Source organism: Arthrobacter sp. Bi83, assembly GCF_918698095.1.
Taxonomy (GTDB): domain Bacteria; phylum Actinomycetota; class Actinomycetes; order Actinomycetales; family Micrococcaceae; genus Arthrobacter.
In genome coordinates this window covers 113,553-127,489 of sequence record NZ_CAKKLY010000004.1, presented here as the reverse complement: position 1 = coordinate 127,489, position 13,937 = coordinate 113,553, and the positions used below count along the sequence as shown (strand labels likewise).

12 protein-coding genes and 1 pseudogene are annotated in these 13,937 nt (G+C 66.9%); 3 read left to right on the top strand and 10 right to left on the bottom strand.

Annotated elements, in window-relative coordinates; translation table 11 throughout:
• Positions 1-14: 14 nt before the first annotated feature.
• The 10 genes and pseudogenes from LQ144_RS04130 to LQ144_RS04085 form a co-directional block, all read right to left on the bottom strand.
• Positions 15-449, bottom strand: coding sequence for a cupredoxin domain-containing protein (locus tag LQ144_RS04130; protein WP_230117294.1), 435 nt, complete (start codon positions 447-449; stop codon positions 15-17).
• A 141-nt stretch (positions 450-590) separates the two neighbouring features.
• A pseudogene (gene helR, locus LQ144_RS04125) lies at positions 591-2,779 on the bottom strand (RNA polymerase recycling motor ATPase HelR).
• Between the two features lie 70 nt (positions 2,780-2,849).
• On the bottom strand, positions 2,850-3,761 hold the full coding sequence (locus LQ144_RS04120) for an alpha/beta hydrolase (RefSeq protein WP_230117293.1): 912 nt from the start codon (positions 3,759-3,761) through the stop codon (positions 2,850-2,852).
• Positions 3,762-3,841: 80 nt separating this feature from the next.
• Positions 3,842-5,023, bottom strand: a complete 1,182-nt coding sequence (locus LQ144_RS04115) for a cytochrome P450 (RefSeq protein WP_230117292.1) — start codon at positions 5,021-5,023, stop codon at positions 3,842-3,844.
• Positions 4,999-5,676: a dethiobiotin synthase gene (bioD, locus tag LQ144_RS04110; RefSeq protein ID WP_230117291.1), complete on the bottom strand. Its 678-nt coding sequence runs from the start codon at positions 5,674-5,676 to the stop codon at positions 4,999-5,001. Before bioD ends, LQ144_RS04115 begins: the two co-directional genes overlap by 25 nt.
• Positions 5,673-6,842 carry an 8-amino-7-oxononanoate synthase gene (locus LQ144_RS04105; RefSeq protein WP_230117290.1) on the bottom strand — a complete coding sequence of 390 codons (1,170 nt, stop codon included), beginning with the start codon at positions 6,840-6,842 and terminating at the stop codon, positions 5,673-5,675. Before LQ144_RS04105 ends, bioD begins: the two co-directional genes overlap by 4 nt.
• On the bottom strand, positions 6,839-8,197 hold the full coding sequence (locus LQ144_RS04100; protein ID WP_230117289.1) for an adenosylmethionine--8-amino-7-oxononanoate transaminase: 1,359 nt from the start codon (positions 8,195-8,197) through the stop codon (positions 6,839-6,841). The genes LQ144_RS04105 and LQ144_RS04100 overlap by 4 nt, the downstream gene beginning before the upstream one ends.
• A complete protein-coding gene (locus tag LQ144_RS04095; protein WP_230117288.1) occupies positions 8,194-8,451 on the bottom strand; it encodes a hypothetical protein in 258 nt (85 codons plus the stop codon). Before LQ144_RS04095 ends, LQ144_RS04100 begins: the two co-directional genes overlap by 4 nt.
• Positions 8,448-9,506, bottom strand: a complete 1,059-nt coding sequence (gene bioB, locus LQ144_RS04090) for a biotin synthase BioB (protein WP_230117287.1) — start codon at positions 9,504-9,506, stop codon at positions 8,448-8,450. Before bioB ends, LQ144_RS04095 begins: the two co-directional genes overlap by 4 nt.
• A gap of 152 nt (positions 9,507-9,658) precedes the next feature.
• Entirely contained in the window at positions 9,659-10,570 is a 912-nt protein-coding gene (locus LQ144_RS04085; protein WP_230117286.1) for an SDR family oxidoreductase, read from the bottom strand.
• Positions 10,571-10,855: 285 nt separating this feature from the next.
• On the opposite strand from LQ144_RS04085, the gene LQ144_RS04080 reads away from it, so the two are divergent.
• The 3 genes from LQ144_RS04080 to LQ144_RS04070 all read left to right on the top strand — a co-directional run bounded on the left by LQ144_RS04080 (position 10,856) and on the right by LQ144_RS04070 (position 13,840).
• The gene (locus tag LQ144_RS04080; protein WP_230117285.1) at positions 10,856-11,137 is read left to right on the top strand and encodes a DUF3311 domain-containing protein; all 282 of its coding nucleotides are present in this window, start codon (positions 10,856-10,858) and stop codon (positions 11,135-11,137) included.
• Positions 11,134-12,828: a monocarboxylate uptake permease MctP gene (gene mctP, locus LQ144_RS04075; RefSeq protein ID WP_230117284.1), complete on the top strand. Its 1,695-nt coding sequence runs from the start codon at positions 11,134-11,136 to the stop codon at positions 12,826-12,828. The genes LQ144_RS04080 and mctP overlap by 4 nt, the downstream gene beginning before the upstream one ends.
• 139 nt (positions 12,829-12,967) lie before the next feature.
• Complete coding sequence (locus tag LQ144_RS04070) at positions 12,968-13,840, top strand: SAM-dependent methyltransferase (RefSeq protein ID WP_230117283.1); 873 nt, start codon at positions 12,968-12,970, stop codon at positions 13,838-13,840.
• Positions 13,841-13,937: the final 97 nt, after the last annotated feature.

The window sequence follows — 13,937 nt, the reverse complement described above, 5'->3', positions numbered from 1 at the left end:
GCGGGTCCCTTCGCTCATTTGACGGTCAGCGTCCCATGCATGTTCACGTGGTAGGTGCAGTGGAAGGGATAGGTGCCGGGTTTGGACGGCGCGGTGAACGTGGCGGTTCCGGAGCTCGTCACCTCGACATCGAACGCCGATCCTTCGTCGGCAGTCACGGTGTGTTCGGCGGTATCCGTGTTCGTCACCGTCACCGTGGCACCGGGGGACACGGACGGGGGCGTCTGATAGGCGAAATCCTTGATCGTGATCGCCGCAGGTGATGCCGCCGGAGCGGAGCCGGTGGCCGTGCCGGCTGAAGTCGTCGACGTCGGCGACGGTCCAACGGACGTAGTCGAAGCCGTCGGGTTCCCCGTCGCTGGGGGAGTGCTGCTGCCGGCGCCGCACCCCGCCGTTCCGGACAGAATCACCGCCAGTGCGAGAATGCCCAGCGTTGTACCTGTCCTCATGGGGGCACCATCCTCAACAGCACACGAATTCGTTGTGATCCATTGTGCTCCCGCACGGGAGCAAAAGCACCGCCCTGGTCAGCACCGAGCGAGCGCGCAAAAAGGACGCGTCCACTTGAACCAGCTATCGTCGAGTGGCGATCATGGTCTTTGGTCGACGTCAGGGGTTGCGAGGATGGCCAGTTGCTGGGTCGCTCGGGTCATGGCGACATAGCGGTGGACCGCTCCCTCAATGCCCGTGCCGAAAGCCTCCGGGTCGACGAGGACAGCCAGGTCGAACTCGAGCCCCTTCGACTGCTCCGGGGTCAGCGACCTGACGCGGGTCCCCTCCCGGAACGAGCCGTGCACCGTCTCAATCCTGCCGATGACGCAGGCGACTCCCTCGGCATGCGCGGCCAGCCAGGTGTCGAGGATCGAGCTCACCTCCGACGTGGATCCGTGGACGACGGGCATGCCGCTGCTCCGGATGGAGGTCGGGACGTTGGCGTCCGGGAGCACGGCCCTGATGACCGGTTCGGCTTCCGCCATGACCTCCTCCGGCGTTCGGTAATTGATGCTTAGGGTCGCCAAGTTCACGTTGCTCAATCCGACCCGCTCGAGCCGTTCCAGCCAGGACTCCGCGAACCCGTGCCTGGCCTGGGCGCGGTCCCCGGCGATAGTGAAGCTCCGGGACGGGCAACGGAGCAGCAGCATCTGCCACTCGGCGTTGGTCAGCTCTTGCGCCTCGTCCACGACGACGTGGGCGAACGGGCCGGCAAGGTAGTCCTGGTCGGCGTCGGCGCGGCACCCTCGTCACCCAACTTTTCCTGCAGGTCTTGCCCGCGCAGCATCGACATCACCAGCAGTTCGGAGTCGTCGGCCGCGATCAGATCGTCGACTACCCGGTCCATGAGCTCTCGCGCGGCGGCCAGCGCGGCGTCCTGCCTACGCTTGCGGCGTGACGTCTCGGGGTCGCCGAGGCGTTGCCGGGCCGCGTCCAGGAGCGGCAGGTCGGACACGGTCCAGGCCCGGGGATCCTGGCGCTGCAGCTTTTTGACGCCGTCAGGGTTGAGCCAGGGGGCGCACATGCGCAGGTAGGCGGGCACCGTCCAAAGGTCGCCGACAAGGTCGGTGTAATCGAGCAGCGGCCACGCTCGGCCGAACGCGTCCACCAACTCCGCGTTCCGCGCCAACGCCCTGTGGAGCAACTCCTCCGGGACGTCATCGCCGTCGAACTTGTCTACGAGAATTGTGAGCAGCTCCTCCCAGACCTCGTCCCGCGCCTCGTTGTGCGGAGTGCCAAGGCTCGGTGACTCGAACGCCTCGGCCCAGGCGTCGGCGCTCAGCCAGATATCGGCCCAGGGCGTCTCGACCTCCATCCCATTGGTGGGCGGCTGTTCGTAGAACCTGATTGCGGGCTCGATCGCTTTCACCATGGCCGCTGACGACTTCAGGAGGGCCACGTTCGGGTCGCTCTCAATCGCTCCTGTGGCTCCCTCGGGGAGGAGGTTCCGCAGGGTGCATGTTTGCACGCCTCCTCACCGAGGCTGGGGAGGACGTCGGCGATGTAGTTCAGGTATGGCTGATGTGGGCCGATGAACAGCACACTGCTTTTGCTGGGCACCACGGTGACCAAGGCGGGGGTCGGAGTAGAGGAGGTAGGCGGAGCGGTGCAGTGCGACAACGGTCTTCCCCGTCCCTGGACCGCCGTCGACGACAAGAGCGCCGCGGGATCCCGCGCGGATGATTGCGTCCTGGTCGGCCTGGATGGTGCCGAGCACGTCCTGCATCCGGGCAGACCGGCTGCTGCCCAGACTGGCGATAAAGGCAGAAAGGTCCTCGAGGGCGGCGTGCCCTTCGTACGCGTCCGACGTGAACACCTCGTCCCAGTAGTCGCTAATCCGACCGCGGGTCCACCGATACCTGCGGCGGCTTGCCAGGCCCATCGGGTTGGCGTAGGTCGCCCCGAAGAACGGCTCAGCCGCAGGGGAACGCCAGTCAATGAGCAGGCGGCGCCCCTCGCTGTCCGTGAGGCCAAGCCGTCCGACGTACACCGGCTCGGAGTTGTCTGCGCGGACCATCTGTCCGAGGCACACGTCCAAACCGAAGCGACGCAGGGCGCGCAGGCGGGCGGTCAGCCTGCGGATCTCCACATCCTTCTCCAGCGCCTCCTGGCCTAAGCGGCCGGGTGCCCTGCGCGTAGCGTCGAGCCGGTCGGACAAATCGGTGATCGACTGCTCGAGGCTTTCCGCGATGGCCGCGAAGTGCAGCTCGTCGCCGGCGAGACGCGCCGGGTCGGCCTTGGGCGTGAGGTGGCCGGGAAGTTTAAACGCGCTGGTGGTCAAGGGCACGTCATCACCTCCTTTCCGGCCAGACCGTACTTCCCAACCCAGACCGTACTGGCCAACCGCCGTGGATACTTCACGGGCACCGCAGGTCATCGAGGAGCCCGTGCAATTGCTCCGGCCGCTCGATGTTGGCGAAGTGGCCGCAGCGCGGGATCGTCACCATCTGGACGTGCGGGACTATGCCAGCCAACCGGATCAGGTCCGACGGTGGCGTGAACACATCGTTGTCCCCGCGGATTGCCAGCACCGGGCAGAGGATGCCGCGCCACCGGTCAAAATCGTAGTGCGACGCCGCCCGGGCAGCAGCGGAGAAGCTGGCCGGCCGGGCGTCATTGCCGAGCCTGCGGACCTCACTCGGGGAAATGACTGCGGGTTCTGCGAAGAACGGGGACATCAGCGGTCCCATCACAGGGGTGGTCCCGATTGCTCGGATCAGCGCTGACCCCGCGGGACCGAGGGCCGCCATGGAGCGCATTACGAGCAGCATCCCCACGAACGCCGGGAACCTGAACAGCCGGCGCAGTGGCTGCCTGGTCGCCTCGGACACGCCGAATGTGGTGGCCGAAATGGCGGCTACGCTGGCGGTCCGCTCCGGCCACGCGGCGGCAATGTGCAATGCCAGGAAGCCCCCCATGGAGTGGCCCACCAGGTTCCACCGCCGGTAGCCGAGCGAGAGCAGTACACCAGTGACGGCCCGTGCCATCGCGTCGATGCTGAAATGTTCCAGCCGGGCATCCGTGGTGGATTCACCCCAGCCGGGCAGGTCAATCAGCACTCGGTCGTGGGCCGGCACCCCGGAAAGCAGCGTCTGGAAGGTAGTCCAGGTTCCCGCGGCGCCGTGAAGGTAGACATCCGGTGTGCCGGAGTCGGGAGACCGGCCTACGGTGCCTTTCTGGACACGCACCGTGCAGGCACCCAGCTCCGTGGGAAGCACCACCCGCCCCAGCGTGGCCCCTCCCGAGTTGGTTTCCTGCTGAACACTCATGGTCATCCTCTGCTCATGATCTCTGAAACTGATTCGGAGCCGCAGGGGTGCCGGATGGGCCACTGGAACAATCCGGAGTGTCAGCTGGGCCCAGGCATCACCATGACCGTTCCTGGGGTCTGGAAAGATAGAAGCCTGATCCATTCGGTCCCGTGGTCCAGCAGCTTGACTCGAGGAAGCGCCGCGGCGGTTTCCTGGACGGTGACGGCCGCCTCGAGTTCTGCGAGTTTGGCTCCGAGGCAGCGGTGGATGCCGGAGCCGAACACCAGGCCATGGCCGGTGGGTTGACCGTCCCGGGCCGGCTGCGCAGGTGCCGCCCGCGCAGGCAGGCTCTCGGGTCCGGCCGGTGACGTGATGCGGTTGCCGCTCAGTTCGAGGAGGATTTCGGTGCCGGCGGGGATCAGGCCGCCGGCGAGGTTTGTGTCGTACGCTGCGATGCGGCGCCAGGTGGGGACGGATGATTCGTTGGCAAGTACGTGCCGGACCACCTTCCTGGAGCCTGCTTCGGAGGCCGCGTCGTTCCAGCCCACGGGCGCGGACCTCTCCAGGAGGCGGAAGAGGGTGGTGCTGATTAGCTGGGTGGTTGTTTCCTGCCCGGCGATCAGCAGGAAGTAGCCGAGAGAGCATATTTCTGGCGTGGACAGGCCGTGTTCGGCAAGGGATTTGAACAGGTTGCGTCCGGGGGCCGTCCTGGAATCCGCCACGAGCTTGCGCAGCCAGACGTAGAAATCGGCGGCGCTGTGGGCCAGTTCGAGTTGCCGTTCCTCGTCCGGCCACCCCCAGAACAGTTCCATGGAGTCAAGGCCCCACCGCTTCAGGGCCGCAAGATCCCGGACGGGCAGCCCAAGGAGTTCGAGCATCACGACTGCCGGTGGAAACGCCGCCACGCACTGCACGAGGTCCGCTTGGCCGGATAAATCGAGCTGCTCCGCGGCGTTCCGTGCCGCTTCACGCGCCAGTTCCCGGATCCGCGGCTCCATGGCGGCGACCGTGGCGGGTGTGAAGAAGCCTGCCACGACCTTGCGGATCCCGGCGTGCGTGGCCGTGTCGTTGCTGGCCAGAACGGGAGGCAACGCGAAGCCCACGCGCTGCAGCACGCGCAGCGCTGGCCCCGCCAGGGTGGTCACGGCGACGAGCGCGTTCGCGGGGCTGAAGTCGGCAGGCCGGTGCAGGACATCACGGACCACGTCCGGGTCCCGCACCACAAGGTACGGGCAGCGCGCCGTCAACGCCGGGTTCATGCGGGCAAGCCGTTCAGCCATGCAGCTGCTTCGGCGCGGAAGGCAGCCGGGGACAGTTCCGATGCTTGCTCGGGCAGGGCGCCAAGGAAGGGCGCCGGCAGTGTTCCGAGCACCTGCCGGTTGCTGCGGTGCACCAATTCAGGGTTGCCGGGCCAGCTTCCCAGCACCACACCAAGAACCTGGAGATCCCGCGCAGCCAGCGCCTCGAGGGTCAGGGCGGTGTGGTTCAGCGTGCCGAGGGCCGGCCGGGCGACGAGCACGAATGCCGCCGCCAGGAGCGATCCGAGGTCCGCCAGGGTGCAGCCGGCGGAATCGAGCTCCACCAGCAGGCCTCCTGCACCCTCCACCAGGACGTGGTCGTGGGAGGCGGCGAGCTCGCGGACGCGGCCGGCGTGCGCCGCCACGCCGGGCAGCGGCGTTCCGTCGACGGCGGCAGCGGCGACGGGCGCCAGTGGCTCCTGCAGAACGACTCCGGTTGCTGCCGTCACGGGGCCGGCGAGACGGACAATCTCCGCCGCGTCGGAATCGCCGTCGGCGGCGCCTGACTGGCAGGGCTTGTACACCGCGACGCTGCGTCCCGTTCCGTGGAGGACGGCGGCGAAGGCCGCCGTCGTCATGGTTTTGCCGACGCCGGTGTCCGTTCCGGTGATCAGGATGATGCCGGGCAGGTTCATGGAAGTTCCTCCAAAATGCCGCGCAGCACTGCGCAGCTGTCTTCGATTTCCTTGGTGGTCAGGGTGGCGCGGGCGGTGAGCCGCAGCCGCGAAATCCCGTCTGGAACGGACGGCGGGCGGAAGCAGCCGATCCGGACGCCGGCGGTGCGCGCGGCCCCGGCGGCCGCCAGGGCCGATTCGGCGGAAGGCATGGCAATGGACTGCACGGCCCCCGCTGCCCGGTCGACGGCGGCGCCGCGGGCTGCAAGGGCCGGGGCGAGCCCGGCGGCCAGCGCCGCACCGTTGCTTTGGACGGATCCGGCCCGCCAGGGTTCGTCGCGGATGATCCGCACCCCGGCGAGGGCTGCCGCTGCGGACGCAGGTGCCAGACCGGTGTCGAAGATGAAGCTGCGGGCCCGGTTGATGAGGTGGTCGCGCAGCAGGGGGGACCCCAGGACGGCTCCGCCCTGGCTGCCCAGGGCCTTTGACAGCGTCGCGGTCACGATCACGTTGGGATGCCCGGCAAGGGCTGTCCCGGCCACCGAGCCGCGGCCCTGAAAGTCTCCGGTGCCGGTTACTCCGAGGCTGTGGGCCTCGTCGATGAGCAGCACGGCGTCGTATTCCTCGGCCAGGGCCAGCAGGCCAGCGAGCGGTGCCTCGTCGCCCAGGACGCTGTAGAGGGATTCGACGGCGATCAGCGCGCGCGGCTCCGGCCGGTCAGCGAGCAGCCGGCCGGCGTGCTCCACGCTGTTGTGGGGGAACGATTCGGTGCGGGAGCGGCTGAGCCGGAATCCGTCGATCATCGATGCGTGGCAGTGTTCATCCGCGACGATCAGGGTCCCGGGGCCGCCGAGCGCGGCGATCACGCCGATGTTGGCCAGGTAGCCGGAGGAGAACACCAGTGCCGTTTCCATGCCGGCCAGTCTGGCCAGTTCCTGCTCGAGGTCCAGGTGCAGCCTGGTGGTTCCGGCCACCAGGCGTGAGGACGTGGCACCCGCGCCCCACAGCGACGTCGCCGCCGCGGCTGCCTCGGCAACGCGCGGGTCCGCCGCGAGGCCCAGATAGTCGTTGCTGGCCAGGTCGATGAACTGTTCGTCCGCGGTGCGGGGGAGCGGGCGGCGGACCAATCCACGGCGGTCCCGGACGGCGGCCTGCCGCTCGAGCCACTGGGTTATGGAGTTGCTCATACCGCGCCTCCGGACCGTGCCGGGACTCGCTCGTGGACTTCGGCGACCGCAGCGATCATGCCCGCGGTGATCTGGTCAACATCCGCTGCCGTACTGATGTACGGGGGCATGGTGTAGACGAGGTTCCGGAATGGCCGGACCCAGACCCCGTGCCGGATGGCAGCGGTGGTAACGGCGGTGACGTCGACGGGGCCCTTCAGCTCGATGACTCCGACGGCGCCGATGGTGCGGACATCCCGGACGGCCTCCAATTCCAGGGCGGGCGTCAGCCCCGATTCCAGGCCCAGGCCGATCCGGGCGACGTCGGCCCGCCAGCAGCCGTCGGCGATGATGCCCAGGCTGGCATTGGCCACCGCACACGCCAGCGGGTTGCCCATGAAGGTGGGTCCGTGCAGCAGCGCCCCGGCCTGACCGCCCGAAACCGTCGACGCAATCTCCCCGGTGCAGAGCATGGCGGCGAGGGTCACGTATCCGCCGGTCAGGGCCTTGCCCACACACATGATGTCCGGCACGACGCCGGCGTGATCGGCTGCGAACAGTTCGCCGGTCCGCCCAAAACCGGTGGCGATCTCATCGAAGATGAGCAGCAGACCGTGCCGGTCAGCCACCTGCCGCAGCGCGGTCAGGCATTCGGCCGGGTAGGCGTGCATGCCGCCGGCACCCTGGAGGACCGGCTCGACGATGATCGCTGCCAGCTCCCCGGAATGATTGGCCGCAATGTCCTGGAGCTCCAATGCCCACGCCTGCACGGATTCGGGGGTGGCTGACGCCGCCGCCGGGGGACGGGGCGCAAACACGTTGCCGGCCAGCAGGCCCGGGAAGGCGGAGTGCATGCCGTCGACGGGATCGCAGACCCCCATCGCCGCGAAGGTGTCGCCGTGGTATCCGCCGCGGATGCTCAGGAACCGCTGCCTCGATGGCCTGCCGGAAGCGGTCTGGAACTGCACCGCCAGCTTCAGCGCAACCTCCACGGCCACCGAACCCGAGTCCGCGAGGAACACCCGCTCCAAACCCGGCCGCCCGGGCGCGGTGGGGGCCATCCCCACCAGCCACTCGGCCAGTTCCACGGCCGGGGCATGCGTGAGGCCGCCGAACATCACATGGCTGAAACTCTCCAACTGCCGCCTTGCAGCGGCGTCCAGCACCGGGTGCCGGTAGCCATGGATCGCTGACCACCACGAGGACATCGCATCAACTACCTCATGGCAGGTGCCGTCCTCGTCCCGGAGCCGCAGCCGCACGCCGTCGGCCGCCCCGACCTCCCACAGCGGAAGGTCCGGGGACGCCGGTGCGTACGGGTGCCACAACCGCGCGCGGTCCCGTTCGATCAGGCCCGTCGGCGCCACACCTGTCATGGAACAAGCACCCCGTGGCGGGAGCATTCAGCCGACCAGCCCAGCGGTGTGACCTGGACTTTCATCCGGCGCCGGCAGGCGGCGCAGTACCGCGGCGGTTCCATCGCGAGGCGTTCGCCGCAGCGGCGGTGAACGTCCGACGTCGGGCGGGCGCCGCCGTCGGACGGCTCACCGCAGTGCCCGCAGAACTCAGCGGTGGTTGAGCCCGTCGAAACCCCGGTGGTTGAGCGGTTGGGGAAAGAAACACCGTTCATAGCGTCTTCTGGAGTTCCTTGATGGGCATGTTCAGCTCGACCAGCAGGTTGAGGTCGGCCGTCGCGGGCCGGCCCAGGGTGGTGAGGTAGTTGCCGACGATGACGGCGTTGATGCCGCCGAGCAGGCCCTCGCGGGTGCCGAGGTCGCCGAGGGTCAGTTCGCGGCCGCCGGCGTAGCGCAGCACCGTGCGGGGCATGGCGAGCCGGAACGCGGCGATCGCGCGGAGGGCGTCTTTGCCGTCCATGATGCCCTGGTTTTCCAGCGGTGTGCCGGGGCGGGGGTTGAGGAAGTTCAGCGGGACCTCGTGGGGTTCGAGGGCTGCGAGCTGGGCGGCGAGCTCGGCCCGCTGTTCGAGGGATTCGCCCATGCCGATCAGGGCGCCGCAGCACAGCTCCATGCCCGCGGCCTTGACCATGTTGCAGGTGTCCAGGCGTTCCTCGTAGCTGTGCGTGGTGACCACTTCGGGGAAGTAGCTGCGGGCCGTTTCAAGGTTGTGGTTGTACCGGTGCACGCCCCATTCGGCGAGCTGGTCGACCTGGCGCTGGGTGAGCATGCCCAGGGAGCAGGCGATATTGATGTCGACGGCTTCGTTGATGCGGTCGATCGCGAACTTGATCTGGTTCATCAGCTTGATGTCCGGACCGCGGACCGCGGCGACGATGCAGAACTCCGTGGCGCCGGTGGCCGCGGTTTCCTTCGCGGCCTTGACGAGCTCCGGGATGTCCAGCCACACGCCGCGCACAGGGGAGTCGAACAGTCCTGACTGGCTGCAGAAGTGGCAGTCCTCGGGGCACCCGCCGGTCTTGATGGAGATGATGCCTTCCACCTCGACGTCCTCGCCGCAGTGCCGCAGCCGGACCTCGTGGGAGAGCTGCAGGGCTGCTGGAAGTGCTTCATCCGGGAGCTCAAGAACCTCCACCAACTGGCTTTCGGTCAGGCCGATGCCGTCTTCGAGGACCTGCCGGCGGGCGGTTTCCAGGATTTCGTATTTTGTGCCGGGGATGATTGCGTCGTTTGCTTTGTCGCCCGTGGCGACGTTTGCCTGAATCGTCATTGATGGGTCCTTTGCGCTTGCTGGCTGCGGATATGCCTCACAGCAGACGCTAGTTTCCTGCCGACGACAGGATTTTGTCGGGTATCTACAAGCAGGCGCCCTGGACTTTGGTTCTGCCTGGCTGGTCCTGGAAGGTGATGCGTTCAGTGCGCCTAATGTTTGACCGTGTGTCCGAGGCTCGTGACGAGGCGGGCTATGGCGTTCTCGGCGGTTGGCGCCGCGCCGAAGACTTCGCGTTGCCGGGTGGTGTCGGCGACGTATTGGCCGGACTGAAACCAGCCGGCCATCGCGCCCATGTCCTTGACCATGGGGTTAATGGGTCCGAGCACAGTGCCCACGGCTTGGATCAGTCCGCTGGGGATGGTTCGGACCCGGATCCGGTTGCCGAGGATCCTGCCGGAAATCTCAGCGACTTCCTGCATGCTGACAGGTCGATCCCAGCCGATGTCGATGCGCTGCCCGTCGATGCCCTCTGTGTCTGTCGCGGCAGCCAGGTAGACAGCCAGGTCGGCTGTGAGGACGAACGTCAACGGAATGTGCGAGGACCCGAGCCACGTGATGCGCCCTTTGCTGAAGGGGTCGCCACCGAAACGGGTCACCTGGTCCAGGAATGCCCCCGGGCGCAGCGCCACGAACGGGACGCCGAGTTCCTCGAGCCGGTCCTCGGCCAGCTTCTTGTGCCAGAAGTGGGGAACTTCCGGGGTCTGGTCGCAGGTGAGGATGCTTGTCAGCACGAATCTGCGAACGTGGGTGCGGCTGGCGGCTTCGGCGAGGTTGCTGTTGCCTACGGTGTCGATTTGAGGAGTGTCGCCTTTGCTGTGCCGCGTATAGCCTGCCGCCGTGGTGATCACGCTGTCGGCGCCGTCCATCGCGCGGACCAACGAGCCAAGGTCCATCATGTCGCCACGGGCGATGGTGGCCCCGGCGGCTTCCAGCCGCGTGGCGTCGGAACCCGGGCGCACCAGTGCACGCACGTGTTTTCCTCGCGCTAGGAGCCCGGCCACCACCTGGCTTCCCAGCATGCCGGTGCCGCCCACAACCAGGACGGTGCCATCGCCAGACATCGTCGCCTCCAGTGCAGTCGAACGCGTGGACACCCTGCGTTAAGCAAATCTACTCATCCGGGCGGAAGCCGCAAGCCGCTGCCATCGCCACGTGGTCAAAGCTTTGATTTCTAAACAGACTCCTCCAGAACCGCCACTAAACACGGGGCGCATTTGCCCTGTCGGAGAATAAATCCGGTGTCTATCCTGTTTGTAAAGACCGTTGCGACACGCGGTCCACAGGCCGCCGGCATGTCCCGGGGAAGCCTTCCCGCTCCGGGGGCCCGTCTCGATGAGGAGGCGTCGATGTCCAGTCCTGATGTGCCAACGCGAGCGCCGGCAAGATACGGTCCATACATCATCTCCGGAATTCTGTTGGCTATCGCCGTTGTGGTTCCGTTGTTTGTTCCTGCGTATTCCGTCGATGAGCCGCGCTTGGGCGGTATGCCGTTCTTCTACTGGTACCAGATGTCGTGGATTCCGGTCACCGCGTGCCTAGTGGGGATCTCCTACTGGCTGGTTAGCAAGGAGGATCGCCGCCGTCGCGAATCGGCGCGCGGCATGACCACCGCCGAGGGGGAGCCATGATCGGGGCCAGCGTGCCGTTGGCGGTTGGGGACCGGCCCATTAACGGCGTTGCACTCACCATTGTCATCATTCTCTTCGTCGTGGTGGCGGCCTTGGGGTTCGTTGCTGCGCGGTGGCGGCGGGAAGAAGCGACAGGGCTGCACAGCCTGGACGAGTGGGGCCTCGGGGGCCGCGGTTTTGGAACGTGGGTGACCTGGTTCCTGCTCGGCGGCGACCTGTATACGGCCTACACTTTTGTGGCCGTTCCGGCTGCAATGTGGGCCACCGGAGCCGTAAGCGGTTTCTTCGCGGTGCCGTACACGATCGTTCTGTACCCGATCGTGTTCCTCCTGATGAGCCGGTTGTGGTCCGTCTCGCACCGGCATGGGTTCGTCACGCCGGCCGACTTCGTTGGCGGCCGCTATGGCAGCAAGGCGCTAACCGTCGCCGTGGCGGTCACCGGCATCGTCGCGACCATGCCTTACATCGCGCTGCAGCTAGTCGGCATAAAGGCCGTGCTCACCGTGCTGGGTCTCGGTAGTGCGGAGAACGTGCTGCTGACGGACCTGCCGCTGATCATCGCGTTCGTGGTCCTGGCCGCCTATACGTACACGTCGGGCCTGCGGGCTCCGGCCCTGATCGCCGTTGTGAAGGATCTGCTGATCTATCTGGCGGTGATCGTTGCGGTAATCTACCTGCCGATCAAGTTCGGCGGGTGGGGAACCATCTTCGACGCCGCTGAGGCGAAACTCGGTGCGGTCAACCCGGCCACGGGTAAACCCGCTGGAGTTTTCATTCCGGGCGCGGGCAGTTACTCCGCATACTGGACGCTGGCTCTGGGCTCGGCGTTGGCGCTGTTCATGTACCCGCACTCGATCACGGGCGTCCTGGCGACGAAGAGCAGGAATACGATCCGTAAGAATGCGGCGGTACTGCCGCTGTACTCGTTGATGCTGGGGTTCCTGGCGCTGCTGGGCTATGCGGCTATCTACGCCGGCACTAAGCCCATCGACTTGAACGGCGCCGTCAACCCGCAACTGGTAGTGCCGCAGCTGTTTTTGGATCACTTCCCGGACTGGTTTGCCGGCATTGCCCTGGCCGCCATCGCCATCGGTGCTCTGGTCCCGGCGGCGATCATGTCAATCGCCGCGGCGAACCTGTTCACGCGTAACATTTACCGCGACCTGATCAGGCCCGACGCCAAACCCCGGCAGGAAGCGAAGGTCTCCAAGATCGCATCGCTTGTGGTGAAATTCGGCGCACTGATTTTCGTCATTGCCATGGACCAGTCGGCGGCCATCAATATGCAGCTCCTCGGCGGTATCTGGATCCTGCAGACCTTCCCGGCGATCGTGGCAGGCCTTTATACCCGCTGGTTCCACCGGTGGGCGCTTTTCGGCGGCTGGGCAGCCGGCATCATCTACGGCACTGTAGCGGCCTACAACGTGGTCAACCCCGTCACGAAAGCGAATTTTGGCGGCTCAATCGCGGCGATCCCCGGCACCGACTTGCAGGTCTACATCGCTGTCGTGGCGTTTGCCATAAACCTTATTGTTGCCGCGGTCCTGTCTCTGGCCTTCCGCGCGATGAAGCTCCCTGACGGGAAGGACATCACCCGGAGCTCAGATTACGGCGCCGACGAGGACGATCCGAAGGTCGCCGAGATCCAGCGCGAGTATCCGCTCGGCGAACCCGGAGCCCCCGCGTTCTGAGTCCCTGGGGCCGCGACAGAGAACGCCACGTTGGTCCTGAGGGGGTTGATGGCACGATCCACGCCGGCGCGCATGCGACGATGGCTTCCTGACGGGGGAGGCTGAACAATTGACAGGTCTTGAAGGTGAAGGGCTGCCCATGACGGCTCTTGCCGTTGCCGCCGGCCGCGCTGTCGAGACGACCCGGCCGGATGCACTTGCTGCCGATCCTTTTGCTGCTGCTCTCGTGGCCGGTGCCCGGTCGAACCTGGACCTGCCCACGGTGTGGCCTGCAGACCCGACGGCTGCCCCTGCACTGCAGCAGCCGCTCCTGCTTGCTTCCACCTACATCGGGCTGCGGACCCGCTTCATCGACGACTTTCTCCAGTCGGAGCCTCAAGACCTCCAGACCGTGATCCTCGGCGCGGGACTGGACACCCGCGTCTACCGGCTCAAGTGGCCACCCGGCTCGCGGGTTCTGGAACTCGACCACGCCAACGTCCTCGAGTTCAAAGCCGCCGTGATGGAAGGGCTGTCCGCCAAACCGGCCTGCCACCTGATCACGGTGCCCACCGACCTGGCCCAGCCTTGGGAAAATGCTCTCCTCACCGCCGGCTATGACCGACAGCAGCCGACCACCTGGATCATCGAGGGCCTGCTGCCGTACCTGAGCGCCGACGCCCAGCTAGCGACGCTGCAAGAAGTGGCGGCGTTATCGCCGTCGGGCTCACGGGCGGTGATCGAGCGGGCCGTCCCCCTGCCGGCCACCGAAGAAGTGGAAGCGAAGCTGCGCGAGTTCAGCGCCCAGACCGGCCTGCCGATGAGCGAACTGCTGGCACGGGCGAATCCGCCTGATCCGGTCCGGTTGCTCGAAGCAGCCGGCTGGGAGTGCAGGGAACATCCGATCCCGGAGCTGTGCGCGCGCTACGGCCGCGCTATCTCGCTCACGACCCCAGACGGGCTCGCGAGCGACGGCAGCCATGATCGCTCCCGCGGCGGATTCGTGACCGCGTGGCTGCCGCGCCGCGCCTGACTGGCGCGCACGACGGACTTCTCGGGCAGGGAATTGGTGGGACTTCCTGAGCCTCAGCCACACACCCATCTGCCGTCGTGACAGGGGAATGCCGGTG

Coding starts and splice junctions, on each gene's coding strand:
- LQ144_RS04130 (WP_230117294.1), bottom strand. CDS start 449: ATGAGGACAGGTACAACGCTGGGCATTCTCGCACTGGCGGTGATTCTG.
- LQ144_RS04120 (WP_230117293.1), bottom strand. CDS start 3,761: ATGAGTGTTCAGCAGGAAACCAACTCGGGAGGGGCCACGCTGGGGCGG.
- LQ144_RS04115 (WP_230117292.1), bottom strand. CDS start 5,023: ATGGCTGAACGGCTTGCCCGCATGAACCCGGCGTTGACGGCGCGCTGC.
- bioD (WP_230117291.1), bottom strand. CDS start 5,676: ATGAACCTGCCCGGCATCATCCTGATCACCGGAACGGACACCGGCGTC.
- LQ144_RS04105 (WP_230117290.1), bottom strand. CDS start 6,842: ATGAGCAACTCCATAACCCAGTGGCTCGAGCGGCAGGCCGCCGTCCGG.
- LQ144_RS04100 (WP_230117289.1), bottom strand. CDS start 8,197: ATGACAGGTGTGGCGCCGACGGGCCTGATCGAACGGGACCGCGCGCGG.
- LQ144_RS04095 (WP_230117288.1), bottom strand. CDS start 8,451: ATGAACGGTGTTTCTTTCCCCAACCGCTCAACCACCGGGGTTTCGACG.
- bioB (WP_230117287.1), bottom strand. CDS start 9,506: ATGACGATTCAGGCAAACGTCGCCACGGGCGACAAAGCAAACGACGCA.
- LQ144_RS04085 (WP_230117286.1), bottom strand. CDS start 10,570: ATGTCTGGCGATGGCACCGTCCTGGTTGTGGGCGGCACCGGCATGCTG.
- LQ144_RS04080 (WP_230117285.1), top strand. CDS start 10,856: ATGTCCAGTCCTGATGTGCCAACGCGAGCGCCGGCAAGATACGGTCCA.
- mctP (WP_230117284.1), top strand. CDS start 11,134: ATGATCGGGGCCAGCGTGCCGTTGGCGGTTGGGGACCGGCCCATTAAC.
- LQ144_RS04070 (WP_230117283.1), top strand. CDS start 12,968: ATGACGGCTCTTGCCGTTGCCGCCGGCCGCGCTGTCGAGACGACCCGG.